General features: G+C 58.1%; 27 protein-coding genes and 2 pseudogenes. 10 read left to right on the forward strand and 19 right to left on the reverse strand.

What is annotated here, in order from left to right; translation table 11 throughout:
* Positions 1–8 precede the first annotated feature (8 nt).
* From nosZ to ACR3E7_RS20830, 6 genes are read left to right on the forward strand one after another with little or no spacing between them, the layout of a single operon-like run.
* The gene (nosZ, locus tag ACR3E7_RS20805; protein WP_480503908.1) at positions 9–1,916 is read left to right on the forward strand and encodes a TAT-dependent nitrous-oxide reductase; all 1,908 of its coding nucleotides are present in this window, start codon (positions 9–11) and stop codon (positions 1,914–1,916) included.
* A gap of 2 nt (positions 1,917–1,918) precedes the next feature.
* Positions 1,919–3,175: a nitrous oxide reductase family maturation protein NosD gene (locus ACR3E7_RS20810; RefSeq protein WP_480503909.1), complete on the forward strand. Its 1,257-nt coding sequence runs from the start codon at positions 1,919–1,921 to the stop codon at positions 3,173–3,175.
* Positions 3,165–4,058 carry an ABC transporter ATP-binding protein gene (locus ACR3E7_RS20815; RefSeq protein ID WP_480503910.1) on the forward strand — a complete coding sequence of 298 codons (894 nt, stop codon included), beginning with the start codon at positions 3,165–3,167 and terminating at the stop codon, positions 4,056–4,058. Before ACR3E7_RS20810 ends, ACR3E7_RS20815 begins: the two co-directional genes overlap by 11 nt.
* On the forward strand, positions 4,055–4,876 hold the full coding sequence (locus ACR3E7_RS20820; protein ID WP_480503911.1) for an ABC transporter permease: 822 nt from the start codon (positions 4,055–4,057) through the stop codon (positions 4,874–4,876). The genes ACR3E7_RS20815 and ACR3E7_RS20820 overlap by 4 nt, the downstream gene beginning before the upstream one ends.
* Positions 4,873–5,388 carry a nitrous oxide reductase accessory protein NosL gene (locus ACR3E7_RS20825; protein WP_480503912.1) on the forward strand — a complete coding sequence of 172 codons (516 nt, stop codon included), beginning with the start codon at positions 4,873–4,875 and terminating at the stop codon, positions 5,386–5,388. Before ACR3E7_RS20820 ends, ACR3E7_RS20825 begins: the two co-directional genes overlap by 4 nt.
* Positions 5,385–6,284 carry an FAD:protein FMN transferase gene (locus tag ACR3E7_RS20830; RefSeq protein ID WP_480503913.1) on the forward strand — a complete coding sequence of 300 codons (900 nt, stop codon included), beginning with the start codon at positions 5,385–5,387 and terminating at the stop codon, positions 6,282–6,284. The genes ACR3E7_RS20825 and ACR3E7_RS20830 overlap by 4 nt, the downstream gene beginning before the upstream one ends.
* 353 nt (positions 6,285–6,637) lie before the next feature.
* Here ACR3E7_RS20830 and ACR3E7_RS20835 read toward each other — a convergent pair whose 3' ends face one another.
* From ACR3E7_RS20835 to ACR3E7_RS20865, 7 genes and pseudogenes are all read right to left on the reverse strand, one after another.
* Complete coding sequence (locus ACR3E7_RS20835; RefSeq protein WP_480503914.1) at positions 6,638–7,966, reverse strand: hypothetical protein; 1,329 nt, start codon at positions 7,964–7,966, stop codon at positions 6,638–6,640.
* 177 nt (positions 7,967–8,143) lie between these two features.
* On the reverse strand, positions 8,144–9,673 hold the full coding sequence (locus ACR3E7_RS20840; protein WP_170783268.1) for a phospholipase D family protein: 1,530 nt from the start codon (positions 9,671–9,673) through the stop codon (positions 8,144–8,146).
* A gap of 259 nt (positions 9,674–9,932) precedes the next feature.
* Positions 9,933–10,046 carry a DUF2950 family protein gene (locus ACR3E7_RS20845; protein ID WP_480719514.1) on the reverse strand — a complete coding sequence of 38 codons (114 nt, stop codon included), beginning with the start codon at positions 10,044–10,046 and terminating at the stop codon, positions 9,933–9,935.
* Between the two features lie 53 nt (positions 10,047–10,099).
* Positions 10,100–10,831, reverse strand: a pseudogene (locus tag ACR3E7_RS20850) (DUF2950 family protein); the annotation flags it as partial.
* Between the two features lie 4 nt (positions 10,832–10,835).
* Entirely contained in the window at positions 10,836–12,107 is a 1,272-nt protein-coding gene (locus ACR3E7_RS20855; RefSeq protein WP_480503917.1) for a DUF3300 domain-containing protein, read from the reverse strand.
* Positions 12,108–12,457: 350 nt separating this feature from the next.
* Positions 12,458–12,595: a hypothetical protein gene (locus ACR3E7_RS20860; RefSeq protein ID WP_480719516.1), complete on the reverse strand. Its 138-nt coding sequence runs from the start codon at positions 12,593–12,595 to the stop codon at positions 12,458–12,460.
* 14 nt (positions 12,596–12,609) lie between these two features.
* Positions 12,610–13,050, reverse strand: coding sequence for a TetR/AcrR family transcriptional regulator (locus tag ACR3E7_RS20865; protein WP_480719518.1), 441 nt, complete (start codon positions 13,048–13,050; stop codon positions 12,610–12,612).
* Between the two features lie 88 nt (positions 13,051–13,138).
* Between ACR3E7_RS20865 and ACR3E7_RS20870 the strand changes: the two genes are divergently transcribed.
* The 3 genes from ACR3E7_RS20870 to ACR3E7_RS20880 all read left to right on the forward strand — a co-directional run bounded on the left by ACR3E7_RS20870 (position 13,139) and on the right by ACR3E7_RS20880 (position 15,010).
* Positions 13,139–13,612, forward strand: a complete 474-nt coding sequence (locus tag ACR3E7_RS20870; RefSeq protein WP_480503919.1) for a cupin domain-containing protein — start codon at positions 13,139–13,141, stop codon at positions 13,610–13,612.
* A gap of 59 nt (positions 13,613–13,671) precedes the next feature.
* On the forward strand, positions 13,672–14,484 hold the full coding sequence (locus ACR3E7_RS20875) for a c-type cytochrome (protein WP_480503920.1): 813 nt from the start codon (positions 13,672–13,674) through the stop codon (positions 14,482–14,484).
* 136 nt (positions 14,485–14,620) lie between these two features.
* Complete coding sequence (locus ACR3E7_RS20880; protein WP_480503921.1) at positions 14,621–15,010, forward strand: adenylate/guanylate cyclase domain-containing protein; 390 nt, start codon at positions 14,621–14,623, stop codon at positions 15,008–15,010.
* Positions 15,011–15,160: 150 nt separating this feature from the next.
* On the opposite strand, the gene ACR3E7_RS20885 is transcribed toward ACR3E7_RS20880, so the two are convergent.
* Positions 15,161–15,340, reverse strand: coding sequence for a hypothetical protein (locus ACR3E7_RS20885; RefSeq protein WP_170789323.1), 180 nt, complete (start codon positions 15,338–15,340; stop codon positions 15,161–15,163).
* Positions 15,341–15,438: 98 nt separating this feature from the next.
* Here ACR3E7_RS20885 and ACR3E7_RS20890 point away from each other — a divergent pair, with 98 nt between their 5' ends.
* Complete coding sequence (locus tag ACR3E7_RS20890; RefSeq protein ID WP_480503922.1) at positions 15,439–15,930, forward strand: hypothetical protein; 492 nt, start codon at positions 15,439–15,441, stop codon at positions 15,928–15,930.
* Positions 15,931–16,014: 84 nt separating this feature from the next.
* On the opposite strand, the gene ACR3E7_RS20895 is transcribed toward ACR3E7_RS20890, so the two are convergent.
* The 11 genes and pseudogenes from ACR3E7_RS20895 to ACR3E7_RS20945 form a co-directional block, all read right to left on the reverse strand.
* Positions 16,015–17,100 carry a DUF2652 domain-containing protein gene (locus tag ACR3E7_RS20895; RefSeq protein ID WP_480503923.1) on the reverse strand — a complete coding sequence of 362 codons (1,086 nt, stop codon included), beginning with the start codon at positions 17,098–17,100 and terminating at the stop codon, positions 16,015–16,017.
* A gap of 191 nt (positions 17,101–17,291) precedes the next feature.
* A complete protein-coding gene (locus ACR3E7_RS20900) occupies positions 17,292–17,822 on the reverse strand; it encodes an Lrp/AsnC family transcriptional regulator (RefSeq protein ID WP_480550863.1) in 531 nt (176 codons plus the stop codon).
* A gap of 114 nt (positions 17,823–17,936) precedes the next feature.
* On the reverse strand, positions 17,937–18,416 hold the full coding sequence (locus tag ACR3E7_RS20905; protein ID WP_480719520.1) for an alpha/beta hydrolase family protein: 480 nt from the start codon (positions 18,414–18,416) through the stop codon (positions 17,937–17,939).
* Positions 18,374–18,952: an alpha/beta fold hydrolase gene (locus tag ACR3E7_RS20910; protein ID WP_480719522.1), complete on the reverse strand. Its 579-nt coding sequence runs from the start codon at positions 18,950–18,952 to the stop codon at positions 18,374–18,376. Before ACR3E7_RS20910 ends, ACR3E7_RS20905 begins: the two co-directional genes overlap by 43 nt.
* A gap of 53 nt (positions 18,953–19,005) precedes the next feature.
* On the reverse strand, positions 19,006–20,445 hold the full coding sequence (locus tag ACR3E7_RS20915; RefSeq protein ID WP_480503926.1) for a glutamine synthetase family protein: 1,440 nt from the start codon (positions 20,443–20,445) through the stop codon (positions 19,006–19,008).
* A 38-nt stretch (positions 20,446–20,483) separates the two neighbouring features.
* Positions 20,484–20,888 carry a cupin domain-containing protein gene (locus ACR3E7_RS20920; protein ID WP_480503927.1) on the reverse strand — a complete coding sequence of 135 codons (405 nt, stop codon included), beginning with the start codon at positions 20,886–20,888 and terminating at the stop codon, positions 20,484–20,486.
* Between the two features lie 3 nt (positions 20,889–20,891).
* Positions 20,892–21,329: a lactoylglutathione lyase gene (gene gloA, locus ACR3E7_RS20925; RefSeq protein ID WP_170771832.1), complete on the reverse strand. Its 438-nt coding sequence runs from the start codon at positions 21,327–21,329 to the stop codon at positions 20,892–20,894.
* A 15-nt stretch (positions 21,330–21,344) separates the two neighbouring features.
* Positions 21,345–22,454 (reverse strand): aromatic ring-hydroxylating oxygenase subunit alpha, encoded by a 1,110-nt coding sequence (locus tag ACR3E7_RS20930; RefSeq protein ID WP_480503928.1) that lies wholly within the window; start codon positions 22,452–22,454, stop codon positions 21,345–21,347.
* Positions 22,455–22,818: 364 nt separating this feature from the next.
* A pseudogene (glnT, locus tag ACR3E7_RS20935) lies at positions 22,819–24,146 on the reverse strand (type III glutamate--ammonia ligase).
* A gap of 71 nt (positions 24,147–24,217) precedes the next feature.
* Positions 24,218–25,546 carry an FMN-binding glutamate synthase family protein gene (locus ACR3E7_RS20940; RefSeq protein ID WP_170789331.1) on the reverse strand — a complete coding sequence of 443 codons (1,329 nt, stop codon included), beginning with the start codon at positions 25,544–25,546 and terminating at the stop codon, positions 24,218–24,220.
* 11 nt (positions 25,547–25,557) lie between these two features.
* Positions 25,558–26,241 carry a GltB/FmdC/FwdC-like GXGXG domain-containing protein gene (locus ACR3E7_RS20945; RefSeq protein WP_170789332.1) on the reverse strand — a complete coding sequence of 228 codons (684 nt, stop codon included), beginning with the start codon at positions 26,239–26,241 and terminating at the stop codon, positions 25,558–25,560.
* Position 26,242: the final 1 nt, after the last annotated feature.

The raw sequence follows: 26,242 nt of genomic DNA on the forward strand, positions 1-26,242 counted from the left end.
GGACGATCATGTCAGACCAAGAAAACAAACTGAACATCACACGCCGCGGAATGCTGGGGGCGACCGCCACCGGTGCCGTTCTGGCCGGGACCGGGCTGGGCTCGACCCTGATGACCGCCCGCGAGGCAAGCGCCGCTGCGAACGCGCATCTGGAACCGGGCGAGCTGGACGAATACTACGGCTTCTGGTCCTCAGGCCAAACCGGTGAGCTGCGCATCCTGGGTGTGCCTTCGATGCGTGAGCTGATGCGGGTGCCTGTGTTCAACCGCTGCTCAGCCACCGGCTGGGGTCAAACCAACGAGTCGCTGAAAATCCTGACCGAAGGCCTGCTGCCCGAAACCAAAGAGTTTCTGGCTGCCAACGGCAAGGTCACCTATGACAACGGCGACCTGCACCACCCGCACATGTCCTTCACGGATGGCACCTATGATGGTCGCTATCTGTTCATGAACGACAAAGCCAACACCCGCGTGGCCCGTGTGCGCTGCGACGTGATGAAATGCGACAAGATCATCGAGATCCCGAACGCGCATGACATCCACGGTCTGCGTCCGCAGAAATACCCGCGCACCGGCTACATCTTTGCCAATGGTGAGCATGAGGCGCCGCTGGTCAATGACGGCCAGATCCTCGACGATCCGTCGCAATACGTGAACATCTTTACCGCCATCGACGGCGACACGATGGAGATCGCATGGCAGGTGATGGTGTCGGGCAACCTCGACAACACCGACTGCGACTATCAGGGCAAATACGCGTTCTCGACCTCGTACAACTCGGAAATGGGCATGAACCTGGCCGAGATGACCGAGAATGAGCTGGACCACGTGGTCGTGTTCAACCTCAAAGGCATCGAAGACGCAATTGCTGCGGGGAACTATCAGGAGCTGAACGGCGTCAAGGTCGTAGACGGCCGTAAAGAGGCTGGCGGCAACCTGACCCGCTACATCCCGATCCCGAACTCGCCACACGGTGTGAATGCCGCGCCCGACAAGAAACACATCATGATCAACGGCAAGCTGTCTCCGACCGTGTCGGTGATCGATGTCGAAAAAGTCGACGCGCTGTTTGCCGACAACGCTGATCCGCGCTCGGCCATCGTCGCGGAACCGCAACTGGGTCTTGGCCCGCTTCACACCGCGTTCGACGGCAAGGGCAACGCCTATACCACCCTGTTCCTGGACAGCCAGGTGGTGAAGTGGGACATCGCCAAAGCGATCGAAGCCTATGGTGGCGCGGACGTCGATCCGATCCTCGACAAGGTGGACGTGCAGTATCAGCCGGGTCACAACTCGACCTCGATGGGTGAGACGGCTGAGGCTGACGGCAAATGGCTGATTTCGATGAACAAGTTCTCGAAAGACCGCTTCCTGAACGTGGGACCGCTGAAGCCTGAGAATGAGCAGCTGATCGACATCTCGGGCGACAAGATGAAGGTGGTCCATGACGGCCCGACCTTTGCGGAGCCGCATGACTCGATCCTTGTACACCGGTCCAAAGTGAACCCGGTCAATGTCTGGGATCGCAACGACCCGATGTGGGAAGATGCGCGCAAACAGGCCGAGGCCGATGGCGTCGATCTGGATTATGGCGCGGATGAGCCGATCCGGGATGGCAATAAGGTGCGCGTCTACATGACCTCGGTCGCCCCTGTGTTCAGCATGGAGAAGTTCACCGTCAAGCAGGGCGACGAAGTCACCGTCTATGTCACCAACCTGGACGATGTGGATGATGTGACCCACGGCTTCTGCCTGTCGAACTTCGGTATCGCGATGGAGGTTGCCCCGCAGGCCACCGCCTCGGTCACGTTCATTGCCGACCGTCCGGGCGTGCATTGGTTCTATTGCCAGTGGTTCTGCCACGCGCTGCACATGGAAATGCGCGGCCGGATGTTTGTTGAGCCGCGGAGCGCGTAGTCATGCGTTGGTCCCTGCTCATACCGCTCCTGCTCGGCTCGCCCCTTTGGGCGGCGGACTGGGATGTGCCCAACCGGGCGGGGGCCATCAATCAGATACTGGCGCAGGCGGCGGATGGGGATACCCTCCGCCTGAGCCCCGGCACCTATGCCGAAACACTGGTTCTGGACCGGCCCATCACGATTGACGGGCTGGGACAGGCCACGATTGACGGACAAGGCGAAGGCAGCGTTATCACCGTGACCGGACCCGGCGTGACGGTGCGCGGGCTGACGGTGATCGGCTCCGGTTCAGACCATGACGGGATCGACAGCGGCATCCAACTGACCAAAACGGCCACCGCGCCTGTGGTCGAGGATAATGTGCTGCTGGGCAATCTCTATGGCATCGACATCCACGGGGCCAAGGACGGCATCGTGCGCCGCAACCGGATCGAAGGGCGGCAGGACCGCCACATGAACGCGCGCGGCAATGGGGTCTATGTCTGGAACGCTCCCGGGGCCGTTGTCGCCGACAATGACATTCAATTTGGCCGCGATGGGATTTTCGTGAATTCTTCGAAGAAGAATTTGTTCACCGGCAACCTGTTTCGTGATCTGCGCTTTGCGGTGCACTATATGTATGCCGACAACTCCGTGGTCAGCAACAACGTCTCGATCGGCAACGATCTGGGCTATGCGGTGATGTTCACCTCGAATGTCAAAGTCACCGACAATGTGTCGATTGATGACCGCGAACATGGCGTGATGCTGAACTATGCCAACAAGAGCGTCATCACCGGCAATGTGGTCAAAGGTGCGAAAGAGAAATGCACCTTCCTCTATAACTCGAACAAGAACGAGTTCACTGACAACTGGTTTGAAGGCTGCGGCATCGGCATCCACTTTACCGCCGGGTCCGAACGCAACCGGATCGTCGGCAACGCCTTTGTCGGCAACCGGACACAGGTGAAATATGTCTCGACCAAATGGGTCGAGTGGTCAGAAGACGGGCGCGGAAACTATTGGTCCGATTTCGCCGCCTATGATGTGGATGGTAACGGCGTGGCCGATGCCCCCTATCGCCCCAACGATTCAATGGACCATGTGCTGTGGACCCAACCCGCAGCCAAATTGCTGCTCGGCTCACCTGCCGTGCAGCTGGTGCGCTGGTCGCAATCGGCCTTCCCGGCGCTGTTGCCGGGAGGCGTGGTGGACAGCAACCCCTTGATGCAAACCCCTGAACCCCCAGCTATGAAAAAGGTGCCTCATGACGAATAAGGCCCTGACGATTGACCAAGTCTGCAAAGACCGTGGCAAGACCCCCGTTCTTGACGATATCACCCTGTCTCTTGCCCCCGGTCAGCGCGTTGCGCTGCTGGGCCATAACGGTGCGGGCAAGTCGACCCTGATCAAATCCGTCCTTGGCCTGACGCCGATCCATGGCGGAGCCATTCGGATCGGAGACGTCGCCCCCGGTACGGCGCAGGCGCGGCGAGAGACAGCCTACTTGCCCGAGGCGGTATCCTTCCACCCGGCCTTGACGGGCCGCGAACAACTGAACCTTTTTGCGCAACTCTCGGGCGCGAAAGCAGACGTGCCCGGCCTGTTGGAGCGGGTCGGCCTCAGCGATGCGCTGGACCGCCGGATCGGAGCCTATTCAAAAGGAATGCGGCAACGTCTGGGTCTGGCGCAGGTGCTGCTGGGTCAGCCCAAAGTGGCGTTGCTGGACGAACCGACCAGCGGGCTGGACCCGATCTCGCGGCAGGACCTCTATGCCATTATTGACGAGCTTGCCGCGCAGGGCACTGCCGTCCTGATCGCGTCTCACGCCTTGACCGAGGTCGAGGCCCGCACCGATCGCATTGCCATCATGCGCAAGGGTGGGATGGTGGCCGATGACACGCTGACCAACCTGTCGGCGTTGGCCGGTCTGCCGATCCGCCTGAAAGTGCGCGCCAGTGCCAACCCTGAAGCGCTGGCCGCCGAACTGGGCGGAAACCGGATCAATGGGGCTTCGGTCGAACTGCTGTGTTCTCCCGAGGACAAGATGGAGGCCCTGCGTCGCATAGCCGGATTGGGCGACGCGGTGGCGGATGTGGAAATGACGCCGCCCAAGCTGGAAGACCTCTATCGCCATTACGCACAGGAGAGATCGCAATGACCCGCTTCCTTGCCATCACCCGCACCGAAATGCTGATCCTGCGCCGCAACCGCTGGCTGCTGGTCGCGACGTTGATCATGGTGCTGTTCGCCTTGGCGCTGACCTTTGCGGGCAGCGCGCCAACCGGCACGCTGGGGGTCGATATGCTCACCGTCTCGGTCGCCTCGATGACCACACTGTCGGTCTATCTTGCGCCCTTGCTGGCGCTGATGATTTCTTTCGACGCCATCGCAGGCGACGTGGACCGGGGCAGCCTTTCCCTATTGTTGTCCTATCCTGCAGGGCGCGGAGAAATCCTGTTGGGCAAGTTCACCGCCCATCTGGCCGCGCTAGCCTTCGCCATGACCGTCGGCTTTGGCACGGCAGGCGCAGTGGCCACCTTCTTTGGAGGCGCGGGGGCCGAAAGCCTGATAGCTCTGACGCGACTGATCCTCACATCCATCCTGCTGGGCGCCGTCTTTCTGGCGCTGGGATACCTGCTGTCTGCCCTGGCAAAGGGGGCTACGGCGGCAGCGGGTCTGTCGGCCGGGCTATGGCTGGTTTTTGTTGTCCTCTATGATCTGGGCCTGTTGGGGGCCGTCGTCATGGACAAGGGCGGCAGCTTCACCCAATCCGTCTTTCCGTGGGTGATGGTGGCCAACCCGGCCGACGCATTCCGTCTGTGGAACATTGCCGCGACCGAGGGTGTCGCCATGGCCTCCGGCATGACCGGGGCCGCGCAGGCCCTGCCCTTCTGGGCCGCGCCCGCCTCACTTCTGATCTGGCCGGTGCTTGCCTTCGCGCTCGCGCGACTGGCCTTCCGGAGGGTCGAACCATGAAACGCTTGTACCTGATTGCCCTGATTGCCCTGACCGCCTGCAAAGAAGAGGTTGCCGAGGCCCCCGACCCGGTGGATTTAACCCCCGATGCGCTGAGTTTCTTCTGCCAGATGAACATCGCCGAACATGGCGGACCCAAGGGGCAAATCCATCTGGAAGGCTACCCTACGCCGCTCTTCTTTGCGCAGGTCCGCGACATGGTGGCTTATCTCAAAAGCCCCGAACGTGACGCCGCCATCACCGCCGTATATGTCAGCGACATGAGCGTCGCACCCAGTTGGCGACAACCCGGCATTTCCAACTGGATCGCCGCCGCCGACTCCACCTTTGTAGTCGGCGCCAACGTCGCGGGGGGAATGGGCGCGCGCGAAGTTGTGCCTTTTGGCGATGCCAGCGCGGCGCAGGCCTTTATCGACACTTATGGCGGCGCCGCCCTGACCCTGTCCGATATCCCCGATGCCGAAGTGTTGGGCCCCGTCGATTTGAACCTTGCGCTGGAGACCCCGTCATGACCGCCCTGACCCGCCGCCGGTTTCTGGCTATTTCCGCAGCCTGCGCCTGTACTCCGGTTGCCGCCGCTGCGTCTGCGCGATGGCACGGCTCAGCATTGGGCGCAAAGGCCAGCCTACGCGTGGAAGGACTAACCAACACTGAAGCAGCACCCATTTTCGATGCCGTCACGGCCGAGCTGACCAGGCTTGAGAATATTTTCAGCCTGTATCGCCCTCACTCTGAGCTGAGCCGACTGAATACTGATGGACACCTGATAGCACCGTCACCCGAACTGTTGAAAGTTCTAAGCTTGTGTTCCGCGTTGCATGACGCCTCGGACGGCGCGTTCGACCCAACGATACAACCTCTCTGGATGGCGTTCGCCAAAGGAGCGGAACTCTCTGAACTGAATCGCGCGCAGCGCGGGATAGGATGGCACAAAGTGTTAGTAAACACGGATGCAATCCGCCTGCCAGATCCGGGATTTTCAGGATTGACCCTGAACGGAATTGCCCAGGGCGAAATCACTGATCGTATCGCAAGTCTGCTAAACGGGTTTGGCCTGCGCAATATTTTGGTTGATATGGGCGAGATATCAGCCCGAGGCACCCGTAGCGATGGAAGCGACTGGCAAGTCGGCCTGGCAGATCCCAAGCATATCGTAAGGGGGCGGCTTTCGCTACGTGACCGTGCTGTCGCGACCTCGGCACCGGCAATGATGAAGCTGGCTGCGGGACATCACCACATTCTTGACCCAAAAAACCGAATGGCACCGCAGAGTACTGTGTCCGTTTCTGCCGCAAATGCCGCCTTGGCAGATGGGTTGTCGACTGCGCTATGCGTGACACCAGATAGGAAGGTCAGGTCAGTCTTGTCCCACTTCCCGGACGCCAAACTTGAGATGCTCGTCCCCTAGGCTCAGGACCCATTGATTTTCGTTTTGCTGCCAACCATGGCGAAGAAAAGACGGTCAAAATCTTCCTCTCAGCAATCGCGCTCGCCGCTTTGGTCATCTATCGGCCATGAGGCCTGAGCCTAACCAGCAACTTGGGACTACGGCTGCGCTCGGTCTTGTCAGCGCATTTTTCACCGGATTCCGTTATCGGTAAGACACTGTTCAATGGGCCCGTAAGAGGCTGGCGTCGTGAGCGTCTTGCCGGAACGAGTCTCAGCACAATCAAATGAGCGCCCGGGACCTTATCCGCGGAACTTTGCTGCCGAAACCCTAGCAATCATCTCTTTCGGGCGGCCCAACGCCGATTACACTTGTCAACGCAGTGGAAAGGCATCAGGAGTGATCTGCCCTGTCTCCGCTACTGTCCAACCGCGTGTTTTTAGTGAGTCCGTCGCTAAACCGGACATCTCGTCCGAAACAAAAAGCACGATGGGACCTTCGGTCGCCTCAGTAAGATTGGCAGAGAATGCATCCAGCGTTTCGGTCCAGCTCAGGTAGTCTACTGGAGCCATGACCACGGAATTGCTACTACCTCCAACGCCAATGATTGTGCCTTGTACGCGCAACTGGGACAGTGATTCTTTGGTCACGTGATACGTCCTGAACATGTCCAAGGTCTGCACCAGGAAACGCGCCTGACCTTCCGAGCCCACACTCAGGATCAACGGAAGGATATCCGCCCGGCCTTGCACCCCCTCAAGCGATTTCAATGAATCCGCCACCACAGCTTGCATGCTGAGCGTATAGTAGCTGTGCCGCAAAAAGCGGTCGACTTGATCACGCGGCACGCCGACGGACAAAAGCGTTTCCTCAACCTGCACGCGCAGATCACCGGGGGCGGTATCCCAAACCCAGTCACTGAGCCGCGAGGATGACGACAGGACCAACCCGCCCGGAACCAAACTGGTCAAGACATTGACGCCAAGCCCCCCGGCGAAGGCCGCCCAAGTAACCTCATCCAGCCGCGTGGCGAGGAGTTGATTGGTGGTATAGGGATCGACACCCAATTCCTTGGCCAGACGGCGGCGCTGTTTGTCAAACCCAAGGATATTTACAGCAACATCTCCGCTGGCGCGCGCGAAATTCTCAGTAAAGCTGCCCTGCGGACCGGCTTGTGAATCTGCCGAGCCTCCGGGAAGGTTAGAGGTGGTCTCGGGATCAACGCCGGGCAAGTTGCCCTCTCGGACATCGCCCAGTTTTTGCAGCCCCGTCTTAGCCGACCGTCCGGTACGTTTGAGAAACCGCCCGACACCTTCGGGCACACCTTTCAGAGTTTCCTTCGGCTGCTTCGCAAATTGGCGCAGGTTTTCAAACGTCTCTCCGGCTGTGTCTTCGGCAGCGTCGATGAATTGCTGGTCATTCTGGATATGGTCCAGCGCAGCAAGAGCTCGGATTTCGGCCAACCGCGCCTGCAACATACCCGGACCAGAGGCCGAGAATTGCCCGAACTGCGTCTCGATGCGGTAGGTCGCCATGTACCCATCCGTCGGGACCTGTTCGTCGATGCGATAAATCTCGGTCGCAAGCGGAACGTCCTGAACGCTTTCCTGCGCAGACAGTATGGGCTGTGCTTCATACTCGGCACTGAACGCAACTGTTGGCAGAAACAGCAACACAATAGGAAATGCCTTAACAAAATTCATTCGTTCCATCCCTTTTCCGCGCATCCCGGCCAAATTGCACAAACACGGAACACGGGGACGCTGCAGATCTTCAATCATCCCGACAGCAAGCACCGAGATGTCTTTCTTGTCCAGTCCGGGGCTCCATACTGCGACGGGGGCTATGGCGACGGCGTAGATGTGGAAGCCCATCTTGCGCTAAAGCTGCGATCCAATAGGCAAAATGGCCAAAAACCCGGCCTTGATATGATCAAAGAAACTACCGGTGGGTTCATGTCGGTTCAGCAAGATCGCACCATCCTCGCGGTAGGACCTCCAGGTGACGCGTTTTTCCTCGTCATATTGGACCGAATAGGTGTTTTGCTTCAAAGCTTCGTCAAGCGCAGCAACCGCGCGTCGCGTCAGGTCCGGCGAGTCCACAAGCACGCCCATTTCTGTGTTTATGTTGACCGACCGCGGGTCCCAGTTGAACGAGCCCACGAACAGGTATCGCTCATCGATGGTAAATGCCTTCGTGTGCAAACCCGCGCGCGACTGACCCCAATTCACCCCCCGCTGATTGACCCGGTCTGAGTCAGGGCGCAGTTCGAACAGTTCCACGCCCCCGTCCAATAGAGCGCGGCGTTCCCTTGCATAATGCGCATAAACCGGCGCCACATCGTTTGACGCCAGCGAATTGGTGACAACACGCACCTTAACCCCGCGATCCTCGAGTTCGCTCAGCCATTTAACCCCTCGCTTACGGGGCACAAAATAGGCTGAGATGACGTCGACCGAGCTTTCAGCCTTTTGGAAATAGGGTACCAACTTCGAGGCCAGAATGGGCTGATCATTGTCGACACCGGCTGCCTTGGACGGCGGGTCGGAATACAGTTTGGCCGGAACCCAGTCTAGCCTGAGCGTCTTGAGGGTAAAAGTCTCTTGCGCGGTCTTCTTGACCGCTGCCGCATACGGTGTTTTCAGGGCTTCATCGACCAGCGCATTCAGACGCACGCGGGCATCTGCCAGACCCAGAGTCTCGGGTTCGCCAATCACCGCACGGGCAGGAACAGCAAATTCGCTGTTCCAGTATTCGTCGAAATTGTCGGACACCTCGTTCACCACAGGCCCGGCGACGAAGATATCCAGATCTGCATAGTTAAACTCTTCCTTGGCCAGGAAGTACTCATCCCCCACATTGCGACCACCAACGATGGAAATAGTGTTGTCGACGGTTATGGACTTGTTATGCATGCGTCGGTTGATGCGTTTGAAATCGGTCAAACCTGCAACCAACAGGCTTTGGTCACGCCAGAAAGGATTGAACAGCCGGATCTCGATATTTTCATGAGAATCCAGTGCGGCAGTCATCGCGTCGTAACCCGATGTATCCATGTCATCCAGCAGCAGCCTGACCCGTACACCGCGATCCGCCGCGTTCAGCAGGCTCAGCGCAAACAATTGCCCGGTCAGATCGTTGTGCAGCAGATAGTATTGCGCATCTATTGTCACATCCGCCTGCGACGCCAGAACCAGACGCGCGGCCAGTGCCTCTTCGCCGTTGCTGATCAGCTTGACACCCGACCGTCCGTCACGTGGATCACCCAGTTTGCGCACCGCTGTCGTCAACCTGCTATTGGAAGGGCTCTCGACCGCCCGCGATGGGACTTGAACAAAATCCCTAGGCCCAGCCGAACAGGCCGCCAGAGCGATCAATCCCAACAAAGGCCAAAGCAGTTTTCTCGGCATCTTCCTTCTTCCTTTAGCCTTAGTCGTTTGCCCGGATCGGTTGGGTTCGACGTCTCATTTACCGACTTACATTAGCACCTTAGTATCCTGTACCGAGCTTTTTCGCATCGACCGCAAAGTACAGTTGGGAATCTCGCCAAAATCGCTTTCACTTTGCAGGGCGATGGCGGCGTTGGTTCTTAACCGAATCCAACGCCGCAAACGCTCTGATGCCTTCTGGAAATGCGATACGACCGGATGCTGGAATCGACGCGCAGGATCAGTTCACAGGCTGCCATTCCTCAGTCGGATCAAACCCGGTTATGCCTGCCGCCTTTTCCAGCGTGTCCTCGCCCAGAACAGCCTCGAACACGACACCGTTTTCCGAAACCATGAAACTGTGCACGCCGGTCTCTCCGAATTCTGCTGGAACGGCCAAAGGGCATGACCCGCAACCATGTGGCCATTGACGATGTAGTCCATCGCTCCGCCGGGCGCCGCATCGGTTTGCTCTGTCAGGATACGGAAATAGTAACCTGAAAAGGGCTCGGGCGCGAAGTCGGTTTCGCCGTCACTGAAGCCAAAAGCCGAAGCACGCGCGAAAAGCTCACCCAACAGCGTGTCTTCGGATGCCCAGAACAGCCCATCCCGCTGATCGGCAGAAGTCGAAATGATCTGGCTTGCGAATTCCCTGACCCCGTCGCCGTCTTGATCCTGCGACCGGAAATCGGCCTGTATTTCGACATAGGCCTCCATCAATTCGATCACGTCCAGCTCGTTGCGGCCGATTTCGCGCAGACGCACTTCTTCCCGGCCTGCGTCGTTGTCGAAAGACCATGATGTGTCCGTCTTTGCTATGGGCACCGGGAACAGCCAGCCTTCCTCACCCAGCGCAATCAGGACCGAGCCATCGTCTTGCGGCACAAGCCGATAGCCTTCTTTGTAGAGGGACAACAGTGCCAGCTTGTTGATCTTGTCCTCGACCGGGTTTCCATCGGAAAGATAGTCCGCAGCCTCTGGCCCGAAGACGGCCAGAGCAGCACCCGCCTCAGGGCTTTTCAGCGCTGCGACCATCGCCTCAAGCGCCTCTTGCGGAGAGGCATATGCGGCAGGTTCAGCCCAGGCCGGACCAGTGAGAAATGCGGTGATTGCAGTTGCTTTGATCAAAGTATTGGTCATGCTCTTATCTCCTCCGCTGGGCTTTTTGGTGGCTAGCTTTGCCCCGTTGCGAAGCCGAGCGTGCTTTTTGCCCGCTGGATTTCTTGTGGGTCGCCTTCGGCTTGCTGACCGCTTTGGGCTTAGAGGCTTTGGTGACATGGGACTTGGTCCCGGATGGTTTCTTAACCGCTGGCTTTTGGGTCGGTTTCTTCACGGCCTTATTCGGCGTGGCCCGATTAACCTTGGGCGTACCCCCATCCTTCATGGTTTTCCGAACTGCTTCCGTTTTGGCCTGCGATCCGGGCCGGGAGATATCTGGCGCACCGGATTTCTGGGACAGTTTGCTTCGCAAGGCATCCGCGCTGCTGTCGCCTTTGTCTATCGGCAGCTTGGTCTTACCCCCTGGATCCTTTTTGGAGGCAATCTTGTCTCGCGCCTGATCTTTCTTTCGATCATCCGGTTTCCAGCCATCGTCAGGACGATTGATGTTACCGTTCCCGATATTGACGTCATTGCCGATATTCACATTGCCGTCGATATCCAGATCAATATTCGGGTTTCGATAGATCGGGCCCCCACCCCAACCCCCGCAATTTCGACAACCCCAGTAGTCATTCCAGTCGTCGTCATCGTCAAAAATGGCGTCGATCAGGGCGAATGTCCCAAACGCGATAGCTCCGGTGACAATGGCGTCGCCAACAAGGTTGCTGTTGCTGTCGGTATAAACGACCTGAGGGTCATATTGCGGCACATAAACAACTTCGGGATCCGCAGGTTGGATGATGACGGTTTCGTCTTCCGTGACCTCGACAAGCTGTTCTTCACCCGATACGAGCGCACCGTTGTTGATCGCCTGAGTCCGCATGGTCTGAACGGCGACCATCACCTCGTCACTTTGGGCAAGCATGGCGTCGCCCATGGTTTCGGTCCATTCGATATGGGTGGCCATATCCTCGATCACTTCAGGGAAGGCGACGGCCAGAACCTCAACGCTTTCGTCCCATTCTTCGGCTTCGACGGCAGCTTGAATGACTTCGGGTTCCTCGCTGTCCATGCTGGCCAGCAACCGGTCGCTTTTGACAACTTCCATCGGGCTGGTCGCCGCAACCAGTATCTGAATCAAAAGCGTGTCCGGAAACAAAGCAATCGGCGCGACGAGATTTTCCAGCTCGGCCTGGGTGAGCAGATCGGTGTCTGATATAGGTTCCGCGACACCCTCCTGTTCGGACTGCGCCCCCACTAACGTCGGTGTGAAAACCAGAAACGCGGATACAATCCAACGAACGATATCAGCCATATCTCCCCCCCTTTTTATCAGCAAATGTCCGAGGCCCAATTCGCCGCGGACACACGGGAAAACTCATCCCGTTATTCGAATGCTTAAATTTATCTCATGTTGTCGCGGGAGGGGCTTCTATGTAAAGGGCCTTTGGCTCAAATGTCGGAACACCTGTTTGAAGAAGAGCATGGGTACTGCTGTTTTGCCGCTGGTACCTTCGATATTGGGACCCATGCACGACCACAGGCGAAGCCGGCGAGATCTCGCTGTTTTTTACAAACCGATCAAGCGACGTTCGTAGCCCGTACGATTTTTCGAACAGCGTTCGCTGCGTCAGGCCGGTCTCACGTCCACACCCTTAGAGCAACTCAATTCGGCGCGCTCTCTTGGGGCAAATAGCGATCCAACAGGGCGTCAACCAGACCCGAAAGAAGCCGGTCACCTTCTGGCTGATCAACGCGCAGAATATCTTCCAAAATGATGAACTGCTCCATTCCTGTCGTCATCGCCAACCGCTTTTTCAGATCCTCGAAGTCTGAGGATCCATTCGGCCACGAACAGGTTCAAGCGCTTCGCCAAATGCAGCCACGCGTCGGGCCCCCCGTATGTTTCTGCGCGCGTCCTCCAAAGCTGCCTTCAGTGACTCTGCCAGGAACTGCCGGAAATAGGCTTCGTGATCACGTGAGAAATCCAAGTAATATTGCGCAACCTTTTGCACACGACTTCGTACGTCAGCGAGATCTTCCAATAGGCGCGAAGTCGGCAAAACCTCGAAATCCAACGTCGCATCAAGCGCCAAAACTCCGGGGTCCGAAAAATACCTGTACACGGTCGCACGGCTGGTTTTCGCACGATCCGCAACTTTCGCAAGAGTAACCTCTGTACCCTCGGCCATGATGTCGCGCGCCGCTTCCAGCAACGCCTCTCGGGTCCGGTTTTTCTGATTGGTTCGTGGTGCCAATATTCAAGTTCCTAAATGTTACACTTGTCTTATAAAGAGATGTATGTATCATAAACTCACTTTGATTTTAGTAAAGGGAATCTTCAACGTGGAACAGACTCGCCCGCGCATTTATCACCTTTTCGGCAATCTCTTGACCTTTCACGCGTTCCCTGCGGAGACCGGGGACAAATACGCAATCGTCGAAATCAAGACTGCGCCCGGAGCAGGCGCGCCTCCAAACCATCATGCCGGAGAGGAAGAGAGCTTCTTTGTTTTGGAAGGCGAGTTCGAATTTATGGTCGATGGGCAGACGCTTGGCGTTCGCGCAGGTGATTTTGTGAAAGTACCCGATGGAGCGGTTCACGCGTTCACATGTAAGGGGCCCCAAGCAGGTCGTTTGCTGTGCATCAACGCGCCCGGCGCAATGCATGACACATTCTTCAGCGAAGCGGGTGAAGCAATGCCGGACGGCACGACAGAAATTCCTGAACCCGACGGCCCGCCAGACATCCCAGCAATCGTAGCTTTGGCAGATAGAATCGGCATGACAATCCTCGCGCCGGATCATGCTCCGACCTGAAGCGGGTCCTTTGTTCACGCGAGATGGGAGTACGAAAAATGAAATGCATAGGTTTGTTTTTGACCCCAATCCTTCTGCCGCTGGTCGCGATGGCTGAGCCGAGTATCGAACGCGGTGAGTACCTTGTACGAGGGCCAGCTGCATGCGGAAATTGTCATACACCGCAGGGCCCCAACGGCCCGGACATGTCCAATGAGTTCGGCGGAATGTTGGTCGAAAAGAACGAGATGATGGAGGCCTGGGCCGTCAATATAACGCCAGGTAGCCGGATCGCAGACTGGAGCGACGCAGACCTGGTGCGCGCAATTCGGGAAGGCATCCGCCCGGACGGTTCTGTCATCGGACCGCCCATGCCCATCGGGCTTTACCGCAGCCTTAGCGACGATGACGTTATGTCCATGGTAATGTTCCTGCGCACCGTCCCCGCGAGCAAGAATGAAACGCCTTTTTCAACCTACAACTTCCCCCTTCCGCCCAGCTATGGGCCGCCTGTGGGCCCGGTGACGGCCCCGCCCGCTGGACCAAGCGTCGAGTACGGAGAATACCTCGCCGGGCCAGTTGCACATTGTATCGAATGCCACACTACCTTTGGGCCACAAGGACCAATGTTCGACACGCATCTTGGCGCCGGAGGTTTTGCCTTTCACGGTCCGTGGGGGGTCTCCATTGCACCAAACATCACATCGCACGAGGATGGGTTAGCCCAATATAGCGATGATGAGTTAAAGATGATGATCGCTTCGGGTGTACGGCCCGATGGCAGCCGAATGCGACCCCCAATGGGGTACGCGCATTATGCCCAGATGTCTTCAGATGATCTTCAGGCAATTGTCCTGTACCTTCGGGCAATCCCGGCTCTACCGGACCCATGACCGGTCTGACACCGCCAGGTTTTCGTTGGGGTTAGCAGGGAATCTTGTAACGCGCGCGTTGCTGAAACAGAGCACAACAAATAGGCCAAACAGTTTTCACTATTCGGCGTTCTATTGCTTCGCTTGGCGGCCATGAATGCCATGGCCACCGACCCTAGAGCGGTGCCAAGGGCGGATCGTCAAGACCATGGGAGACGGAATTCTGGTCGAATTCGCGTCTCCGGTCGCCGCGCTACGCGCCGGCCTGCAAATACAGGACAGTATGCACGCGCGGGAAGTAGGCGAACCAAAAGATCACCGTCTGCGGTTTAGTGTCGGGATAAACCTCGGTGACGTCGTAGTAGATGGCGATGACGTATTGGGCGACGCTGTGAACATAGCCGCTCGGTTGGAGAGTTTGTCGCCCGTTGGCGGCATCTGTATCTCGCGCCAAGTACGTGATCAGGTGAATGGACGCATGGACGCTGAATTCACGTCACTCGGGCTGCAAACTGTAGAGAACATTCCAAATCCGTTGGAAGTCTAGAGCGTAGACGTTGTAGGTGACGACGCCATTCCAGTGGCTCAGACCGGCCGCGACGTGACCAGTGTCGCCGGGTTGCCGTTTGAGATTGACACGGACGACTCGGATCAATTGTTTCTTGCGTCCGCATTAGTGGAAGATGTCACCGCTGCACTAGGACGTTTTCGACGGGGTGGAAACCGCTTGCGGGTCTCGTCGCGTTTGAACGGCGCAAAAGACGAAGAACAGGTTTGAGCCAACCACTGGGATGGGCCGGCAGACGATTTGTTCGCCATTCTCGATCAACTCACCGGGGCCATCGTCATGGGCGTCGAGCCCGAGATTGGCGCGCATGAGCGTATGCTTTCCCGCTGCGCACCGACCCACAGCCTTTCAGCCTAGGAGCTTTGTCAGCGCGATTTTATCATTTTGCACTCGCCACCCCCGAAGCGATGACAGAGTCACAACCTATTTTCGAAGCGGCCATCAAGGCAGATCCGGGCTATGCCCTGCCGCAGGCACTGTTGGCGCGCCAAAAATTTTTACTGCTGAGACTGGGCGTTGCGAAAGACCCTGTCGCCACGATTGCCCATGAAGAAAAAGCCCGACGCCTATACCCGTACGATCCTCTGGTTTGGGCATTTCTGACCACGCAGGCAGCGGGGCTGGTTTGCCGGGGTGATGAAAGCGACTTGGAGGCGGCAGAAGAAAGATCGCGCGAAGCGATACTTGCAAACACCAAAGTCTGGCATCCCGCAGCCATAGCTGCGCTTTCAGCGACGCGGCGCGGGGATCATGACACGGCGCAAAAGCTGGTTCAGCGGGCGAAAGAGACATTGCCAGTGTTCAGCACATCCATGATCAGGCAGTCCCTCGGCAAAGGCGCGCAGACAGAGCCCCGGTCAAGCATAGCGGCAATGGTCGAGGACATGCGTCTTCCTTGATCCACGCTCACCTCTTCGGCATTCACCGATCAAGCCAAGATTTTAACGGGCTAACGCTCCTAGACCGGAGTACCGCCAAACGGGTCACTCTTGTTTGTCTCGATGAAACTCCAACGCCATTTCGTCCAGAATACCGAACGCCACCGGATAGAATTTTTCGAACAGATCAATTACCGCAGATTCCTCTGAAGGATGATGTTTACCGTCGGCATCCGTCAGCCGCCCCATCCGATACACAATCTCGGACCCTTCTTCCACCGGGGCCAGTTCATAGGTCTCTAGATTAGTAAGGCCCTCGATGGACGAATTGTGGAGGATATCGGTCACATATTCGAATGGATTCCAATCGACGATCAGCATCTGAAAGTGAGCCGCCTCATGAATGCAGTGCAGGCGGACACCGGCTGACGTACGCGACACATCCCCTTCCCGATAGGCGTCTCTCAACATCATCCATCGCATCTTGAGTGCGGGGTCCGTAAGCATTTCCCAGGCAACCACCGGCGGGGCCTTCAGTATGTGCCGGGTTGTGAATACAGCCTCCTCATCGGTCACGCGCACAGGTCCGGCGATCTCTCGGTATTTTTGCCAAGCTGCCGCAAGGTCATAGACCCGCATGGGCACGTCACCAAAATGCTCGAACTGAGCGCTATATTGCATGAGATCCGATGTGATACCCATCGCCTGAAAAGCGTCTTCCGAGAACAGCGCATAGCTGCGTATCCCGGTCTCCTCCTTGACATCGGTCTTCGCCATACGATGGACAAGTATGACATCGGCACCCGAGATATCCTTCATCGGACCGATCGAAAGTTCTTCAAACTTTCCGTGATGCGCAAGGATTTTCAGATCAAGGTCGGCGACGTTCCTGCATGCATTGCAAGGGCAAGTCGTGTTCTGCACGATGTTCCGGCGGCGTTCGGCGAACGCTCGATACAGGCTTTCGCATATGTTGAGGAACGTTTCGCCAGATGGGAACGGCCCGCTGGAATAGGCAAGAACAGCGTCCCCTTCAAGGCCCCGCAGTTTCATCGGGTCTTTCAGCTCAATAACAATCGCCTCAAGTAAAGACCGTATGATCGGGTTGGCGTGCTCCAACTCTGACCGCGTCAGATATCCGGTATACCCGGTAATATCGGCGATTAGTAAGTAACCGGTTTGAACTGGCATTCCCGTCTTCCCATTTACGCACTGCCCGATGACTGTAGCTTCCGCCATAGTACCGGACAAGCAGATCAGCCCTGGCCCCTAGGCAGGAGCCCCGCAGAACAAAGTCCGCATAGTTGGTCAGATACGACCACTGAAGCCAAAGGCGGTCCGAGGCGGTGCCAGTCGTGGAATGGACACTGCTATCCGAGGCTTTAGTTGTTGGTCCGCTGTTCCCAGTTTCGCTTGAGCAGGAATTGGTTCTTGAAGTTTCTGAGGCCCAGCATCACTTCTGAATCCACGATGTCCTCGACCCCATGTATATGGTCTTCAAGGAAGGTCGCCAAATCGTCCGGCTCGTCGCAGACCAGTTCCACCATCAGATCGAACCGCCCCGTGACCCACAGGATATAGACAACACTGGAAACGGCGCCCAGACGCGTTGCCACCGCTTGCGGTGTCGTGCCCGGCGCCACCTTCAGACAGATCATTGCATCAGCCTTGTATTCCGTGGCGGTCGGGTCCGCGATGGCCACGATCCGCAGCAGGCCCGCCTCTTTCATCGCGTTGACGCGATTGCGCACCGTTCCCTCGGACACGTCCAGCTTCTGGGCAATCTCGGAAAACGCCATCCGCCCGTCCAGCTCAAGCATACGGACGATCTCACTGTTCAGACGCTCATCCACCGAATGCGTGCTGCGCTGACGCAAGGGTCTGTCCGCTTCTGGTTTGCGCGATAAGTTCACAGCGCGTCCTTCTTGTGTCTGTCGGCCCAGCGGCCCGTTTTGTGAACCCCGATCATAAGGTCCAACCCGCCGGGACAGCAAACCGATTTCCGGTCCGATGCATCCTGCCCGCGCCTATTGCTGCAAAAGCGCGCGGATATTGTCATCCAAAGCCGCCGTAAAACCGGCATCGTTGCCAGGATTGGCCGCGCAATGGCCCCAGGGCGAGTCATATGGACAGAAACGGGCGTTTGGCATGTGTCGGGCCTCGATCTCGTTGTCTTCGGGCGGGAAATACAGGTCCTGCGTGCAGGGCATCAGGATGGCGCGGGCCTTGATGGCGCCCAACGCGGCCTTGAAATCGCCGCTATACAATGACCCTGCCGCGATATCACCCGCTTGCCACGTGGCCAGCTTGGCCAGCAGATTGTTGGCATCCCAACCGTCGACATGATCAATCTCCCAATCCAGCAGCAGATCTTCGATCGTGTCGAACCCCAGCTGTTTATACAGTCTCTCGCGGTAGAAGGTCTGCGAGAACGCCCAGCCCGCATAGACACGGCCAAAAGCTTTCAGTCCGGCGATCGGCGGGCTGTCATAGTCGCCCCGTTCCATGCCTGATCAGCACAGAGCGCGGCCTTCACCCCTTCGAGAAAGACGAAGTTATGCGGCGAGGTCCGGGCCGAGGCGCAAAACGGCAAGATCGCCTGCACCATGTCGGGGTATTGTGCCGCCCATTGATAGGACTGGCATCCGGCCATTGACCAACCGGCCACCAGCGCAATCCGGTCGATGCCGAGATGGTCATGGATCAGCCGGTGCTGCGCCGCGATATTGTCCCACATCTGAACCAGCGGAAAACGCGGCCCGTCCTGTGGTGCGAGCGTGTTCGTCGGGGACGAAGATCGCCCGTTGCCAAACAGGTTCGGGCTGACGATGAAATGCCGCGCCGGGTCAATCGCGCGACCCGGGCCGAAAAACCCCTCGTTTCGGGAATTGGTGCCGGTGTAGAAGGTGGGCAGAACGATCACATTGTCACGTTCGGGCGCAAGCGTGCCATAAGTCTGATAGGCCAGCTTCGCATCCCGCAACACCGCGCCGGACAACAGTGGAAAATCGCCTAGCTCAAGGATCTGATAGTCTTGCGTCATGCCCGCCTCTGGCTGTTGGACCCGAGCGACCCCAGGGCCGTCCGAGGTGGAAATCAATAGAGCCGCAGGTATTCCTGCACTTCCCAATCCGTGACGGATTGGTGGTATCGCTCCCACTCGTCGTTTTTGTATTCCAGATACGAGTTGCGCATCACCGGTCCCATCACATGCGCGGCCATGTCGTCACCACGCAGCGCCTGAATGGCGTTCCACAAAGTACGCGGCAGGCGTCGAATGCCAAGTTCAGCCAGTTCGCTTTCTGTTTTGGAATACAGGTCGAAATCCGTGGGCTTGCCCGGATCGATCTTGTTCTTGATACCCTTCACCGCGCAGCTCAGATGCATCGCCATCGCCAGATAGACATTCATGGTCATATCGCAGGCACGGTTTTCGATGCAGTGGCGGCTTTGCGGCAGACGGAACTGGGCTGAGCGGTTGTTGAACCCAAAGGTGATATTGGTCGGCGCCCAGGTCACGGTGCCACCCTCGAACCCACCCACGCGCGGGACCAGACCGTTATACGAATTCACCGTCGGACAGGTGATGGCAGTGATCGCCTCGGCGTGCTGCATCAGGCCGCCCACGGCCCAACGGCTTTCATCCGACCAGTCGCCTTCGGAGGTTTCAAAGATATTTTCACCGGGTCGGCTTTCATGCTGCATCGACATGTTGATATGCGCGCCCGAACGCCAATCGCCCACTGTCGGCTTGGGCATAAAGGTCACGAAGCAGCCATGCTTCTTGGCAACTTCTTTCAAAACAATGCGCAGAAAAGCCAGCCGATCGGACATTTCCAGCATGTTGGTATAGTGGAAATCCAGCTCAAACTGGGAATAAGCACCCTCGGCCACCACGTCGTGCAGGTTCCAGCCCAGCCCTTCGATAATATCGATCATGTCCTTGAGGAAGGGCATCGAATCCACCGAATATTCCACGTCATAGCCAAAGGCCTGACGGCGCGGGCGCAGGCCCTGTGCCGGGTCGTCGTCGAAGGCTTTCACAGGCTGACCGTTTTCATCGTATTTCATCACGATGAACTCGGGCTCGACCCCGGCATAACCAATGTAACCTTCCTGCGCGGCCTCGTGGATGGCGCGTTTCAGGGCCTGACGGGGGCAGACGTTGTACGGTGCGTCCTCCCAGTAGAGGTCCGAGAATATGATCGCCATCGATGTGTCCCACGGGCAGACATAGACCGCGTCCAAATCGGGAACCACTACTTGATCGCTGTCGGCGGGGCTCAGCTCGGGGACGTAAGAGATCGAGTGCACGGCGAATTGCGGCCCCTTGCCCAGACATAGCGCCTCAAAATCACTCATGGGAACGGGTTTGGTCTTTGGGATGCCGTGCAGGTCGATCCATGCCCCCATCACATATTTGACACCCGCATCCTCAAGGCGCTTTTTCACCTCGGGGATCTTGGGCCGGTTGCGTTCGACCGCGTCGTGAAAGCTGTCGTAGTAGATTTTGGCAGTGGGATTATCTTTTGGCATCTGGGCCTCCTCCTGTCAGCGGGCCGGGGCCCCGGCAATTAGCCGGGCACAAAGTCGTCGGGGTCGATGCCGGGCACTTGCGTGATACCGGCCAGTTGCTTCCAGTTATGGGGATAGGCGGCATAGAAGATCACACAGCGTGCGTCCGCCTCATACGAGATGTGATTGTCCTTGGGGATATACAACACGTCGCCGCGGTTGCAGATATAGGTTTCGCCGTCGCACACCAGCCGGAAGGTGCCTTCCAGCACATAGATGATCTCATCACAGGTCAGATCCCACGGCACCTTGATGTTCTTGAGAACATTGATCCCACCGCACATGGTCTTGCTGAATTCGCTTGTGACCATGGGCTTGATATAGGTGTCGCTGTCGCTTTCACCGATCGCGTTATAGCGATCCTCGACCAAATCCCATTTCATAAGTTTTGGTGCATTTCCCATGGGTCACGCCCCTTCCTTGGCCAGATGTTTCAGAATGCTTTCGTTCAGCTCGACCTTGTAGCCGTCCGGGTCCTCGCAGAACGCAATGACGCGGGTGCCGTTCTTCATCGGACCGGCCGGGCGAGTGATATTCACGCCTGCGGCCGCCAGTTCTTCGCAGGCCTTATAGACATCCGGTGTCTCGATGCAGATGTGGCCCCAGCCATTGCCCTTTTCATAGGGGTCTTCCTGATCCCAGTTCGCCGTCAGCTCCAACGTCGGGAACTCAGCCTCGGGGCCGTAGCCGATGAAGGTGTTGGTGAATTTGCCCTCGGGGTAATCGGTGCGTCGCAGGACCTGCATGCCCAGAATGCCGCAGTAAAATTCCAGCGACTTCTCCATGTCCATCACTCGCATCATGGTATGCGCCAAACGGAATCCGCTGCTGATATTCTCGCTCACTTTGGTCTCCTCAATTCAGTGTTTTTCGAGTGTGGTCACATCCTGCGCCACCAGTTCCTGAAAGGCGCGCACGCTGTCTTCCCAGGCGGGCGACAACACGCCCCCGGCCTCGGAAACGGTCGAGGACCGACCCAGTTGCAGCCGCTCGGTCATCTCGTGATCTTCCTTGTGCACGTCCCACCACAGCTTTTTGAGGCCTTCGATCACGTCGGGCGTCAGGGTTTGACCTTCGGTCGTATACAGCGCCCTTTTCTGGACCATCGTCCCCGGACCCGTCGGAATGTTCAGGTAAACCCCCATCTGGTCGGGAAAATACCGCCCCAGAATGAAGTTGGGATACAGCGTCAGATAGCGCGAGCTGACGCCCAGACTGCCGGATGTCCCGATCTCTTCATCCAGATCGACCGCGCTGCCAAGGCAGTTGCCGTCAACGATGGTATAGTGGTCGGCAAGCGGCTGATCCGTGGTCGAGGCATGGACGAACTGCACGTGATAGGGTTCGATGAAGTTCTCCATGATGAACTTCCAGTTGCATGCGATCTCTCCGAAATCGAGCGTTCCGATACAGTCGACCTTATCCCAGTCGATGCCCTCTAGACGCGCCTGCATCGAGGCGGAATAGGCATCAAAATCCGGCGCGTTGCCGTCCAGATTGACGAATACCCAATCGTTCCAAACATGGCTGCGCACCGGCACAAGGCTGTTTTGCGACGCGTCGAACCCTTCGGCCTGATGCTCGTTTACACCGCCGAAATGGGGTGCGGCACGCAGTTTCCCGTCCAGATCATAGGCCCAGGCGTGATAGGGACAGCGGATCAGCTTGCCCACATTCTTAGGCGCATCTACCAGCGTCAGGCAGCGGTGGCGGCAGATATTGTGGAACGCCCTGATTTCACCCGCCATATTGCGGACCAAAAGCAGCGGATGACCGGCCAGCGTGACCGGCACCGCATCCCCGGCAGCCTGCAATTCATGGGCAAACCCGACACAAACCCAGTTGCGCGTAAAGACCGAGGCGCATTCGGCCTCCCAGAATTCCGCATCCTTATAGGCCGCCGCAGGCAAGCCCCGTTTGGGTGTGGTTTCTTCGTAAAAAGACTCAAGCAACGAAGAGATCGTATTCATCGTTCAAGTTCCTGACGCAGAGTTTCAAAACCTAAATCGCAGGTGGGCTGCGGGTGTGTGGCCAATGTGGCTGTCAGGAAGTGAACTGCGAAATAATCACTCTGTCTAGATTTTTCTGCGAATTCGTTAAGCTATATTGAAGTATCAGTAAGTTTATGTCGCAATTAGACCAATACTTTGTCGATTTCGCACCATTCTCACTAAAGAGTGACCCGACTGCCATAGGACAGCCGGGTCACGTTCTACCAATTTCGAAAGGAGGTCTGCGGTATCCGAAGAATCGCGGTGCCTGTTGCAGGCGGCGGACAACACCAAAGGCCCCTGTCCCGTCGACAGCAGGGCCAGAACAGGGCACCCTGCCCGGTCAGATATCCAACGTGTTGTCTTTTTCCCAGCGCGAGAAATGCGACACAAACGAATTCCATTCCTGATGCTTCATCTTCAGGAACGCGGATGAGAATTCATCGCCCATCATCGCCTTCAGTTCCGTGTCTTTGTCGTAGTCGCGCAGCGCGTCCAGCATGTTCAGCGGCAGTTTCGGCGCATCGGTGACGGTGTGGCCCTCGGCATACATATCAATGTCATGGCGCGGGCCGGGATCGGCCTTGGAGCGCAGCCCTGACAGCCCCGCCGCGATAATCACCGCTTGCAGCAAATAGGGGTTAGCAGCCCCGTCTGCCAAGCGCAGCTCGAACCGGCCCGGACCGGGCACGCGCACCATATGGGTGCGATTGTTGCCCGTCCACGTCACGGTATTGGGTGCCCAGGTCGCGCCCGACATGGTGCGCGGCGCGTTGATGCGTTTGTAGCTGTTCACCGTGGGGTTGGTGATCGCCGCCAATGCGCTGGCATGTTTCATGATCCCGCCAAGGAAATGTTTGCCCTTCTCGCTCAGCCCCACTTCTCCGGTGGGGCCGTCACCCTCACCCGCGAAAACATTGGTCTTGGCCTCAGCCCCGGTGCATCCCAGACCGAGATATGGGCGTGGCAGCCATTACCCGTCAGCCCTTCGACCGGTTTGGGCATGAAGGTGGCGCGGAACCCATGTTTTTCGGCCACGGATTTGGTCATGAACTTGAAGAACGAATGCTTGTCGGCGGTGCGCAGAACATCGTCAAACTCCCAGTTCATCTCGAACTGGCCATTGGCGTCCTCGTGGTCGTTTTGATACGGGCCCCAGCCCAGATCCAGCATATAATCGCAAATCTCGCGCACCACGTCATAACGGCGCATCACCGCCTGCTGGTCGTAACAGGGTTTTTCAGCGGTATCGAACGGGTCGCTGATCTGTTCTCCATCGGGGGTCAGCAGAAAGAACTCGGCCTCGACCCCGGTTTTGACATGCAGCCCTTCGGCGGCGGCTTCGTCGATTAGGCTGCGCAGAACGTTGCGCGGGGCTTGGGCGACGTCCTCGCCCTCCATCACGCAGTCGGCGGCGACCCACGCAACCTCGGGCTTCCAAGGCAGCTGAATGACCGAGGACGGATCGGGCACCGCCAACATGTCTGGGTGCGCCGGGGTCATGTCCAGATAAGTGGCGAACCCGGCAAAGCCTGCGCCTTCGATCTGCATCTCGGCGATGGCTTGTGCGGGGACCAGTTTGGCCCGTTGTCCACCGAACAGATCGGTGAACGAGATCATGAAGTATTTGACGCCTTTTTCCTTGGCGAAAGCAGCCAGATCTGTCGTCATGGTCGGCTTTCCTTTCCCTGTTGAACCCAAAAGAAAAGGCGCGGCCCCGGTCAGGGTCGCGCCCGCTTGTCTCAGAACCCCGGCTTGCCCGGATACCACTCTGTCCCCGCCAGAGGCACGCGCGCCATGGCGGCGGCCTCCATCGTCAGGGCGCACAGGTCTTCAGGCTCCAGATTGTGCAGATCGTTGTGGCCGCAGGCGCGCGCGATGGTCTGCGCCTCAAGCGTCATGACCTTGAGGTAATTGCGCAGACGCCGCCCGGCCTCAACCGGGTCAAGACGCGCCGCCAGTTCCGGGTCTTGCGTGGTGATGCCCGCCGGATCGCGGCCTTCGTGCCAATCGTCATAGGCCCCGGTGGTGGTGCCCAGCTTCTGATACTCGGCCTCCCATTTCGGGTCATTGTCACCCAAAGCGATCAAGGCCGCCGTACCGATAGCCACCGCATCCGCGCCCAGTGCCATCGCCTTGGCCACATCCGCGCCATTGCGAATTCCGCCCGAGATCACCAGCTGCACCTCGCGATGCACACCCAAGTCTTGCAACGCCTGCACGGCGGGGCGGATACAGGCCAGCGTCGGAATGCCCACATGTTCGATGAACACATCCTGCGTGGCCGCTGTTCCGCCCTGCATCCCATCCATCACCACCACATCGGCCCCGGCTTTCACCGCCAGCGCCGTGTCGTAATAGGGTCGCGTCGCGCCGACTTTGACATAAATCGGCACCTGCCAACCCGTGATTTCGCGCAGTTCGAGGATTTTGATCTCAAGATCATCCGGGCCGGTCCAGTCCGGGTGACGACAAGCAGAGCGCTGGTCGATCCCCTTGGGCAGGGTGCGCATCTCGGCTACGCGGTCGCTGATCTTTTGGCCTAGCAGCATCCCACCGCCGCCGGGCTTTGCGCCCTGACCGACTACAATCTCGATTGCGTCTGCTTTGCGCAGATCGTCGGGGTTCATGCCATAGCGCGAAGGCAGATACTGATAGACCAATTTGCTGGAATGCCCGCGTTCCTCGGGTGTCATACCGCCGTCGCCCGTAGTGGTCGACGTACCCGCAGCGGACGCGCCGCGACCCAGCGCCTCTTTCGCGGGGCCGGACAGCGCGCCGAAGCTCATGCCCGCGATGGTGATCGGGATATCCAGCTGGATCGGGTTCTTGGCAAAGCGCGTGCCCAACGTGACCGAGGTGTCACAGCGTTCGCGATAGCCTTCCAGCGGGTATCGGCTGACCGAGGCGCCCAGAAACAGCAGGTCGTCGAAATGCGGCACCTTGCGTTTCGCGCCGCCGCCACGAATGTCATAGATGCCCGTTGCCGCCGCCCGCCGGATTTCCGCATTGACCGGGTTGGAAAACGTCGCAGACTGTATCGGCATCGTGCGTGGTGTGTGATCGTCCATTACGGTCTTCCTCAGTATTCTGCCGCGTTGTCGACATCGAAATTGTAAAGCTGCCGGGCCGAGCCATAGCGTTTGAACTCTTCGGGCTTGGCATCTGCTCCTGCGCGCTCCAGCAGGTCGGCCAGAAGGGTCAGATGCTCGGGTCTCATCTCTTTCTCGATGCAATCGGCACCCAGACTTTTGACCGAGCCGCGCACGAATAGCCGCGCCTCATAGAGGGAGTCCCCCAACGCATCGCCCGCATCACCGCAGACCACCAGCGTACCGGCCTGCGCCATAAAGGCGGACATGTGGCCGATATTGCCATGTACCACGATGTCGATCCCTTTCATGGAAATCCCGCAGCGCGAACTGGCATTGCCCTTGATCACCAGCAACCCGCCATGGCCCGTGGCCCCGGCATACTGACTGGCGTCACCTTCGACGATCACGGTGCCCGACATCATATTCTCGGCCACGCCCGGCCCGACCGAGCCCTCAACCCGGATCGTCGCCTGTTTGTTCATCCCAGCGCAGTAATAGCCGGTCGAACCCTTGACCGTGACCTCAATTGGGGCATCCAGACCGACAGCGATGGCATGGCTGCCCTTTGGGTTCTGAACCTCCCACTGGGTCTGGTTCGTCTCGGTGCTTTGGGCCTGAAGGGCAGCGTTCAGCCCGCGCAGGCCCTGTTCTGCGACGTCATAGCTCTGCATT

The sequence above is a fragment of the Ruegeria sp. BK1 genome (genome assembly GCF_056535645.1).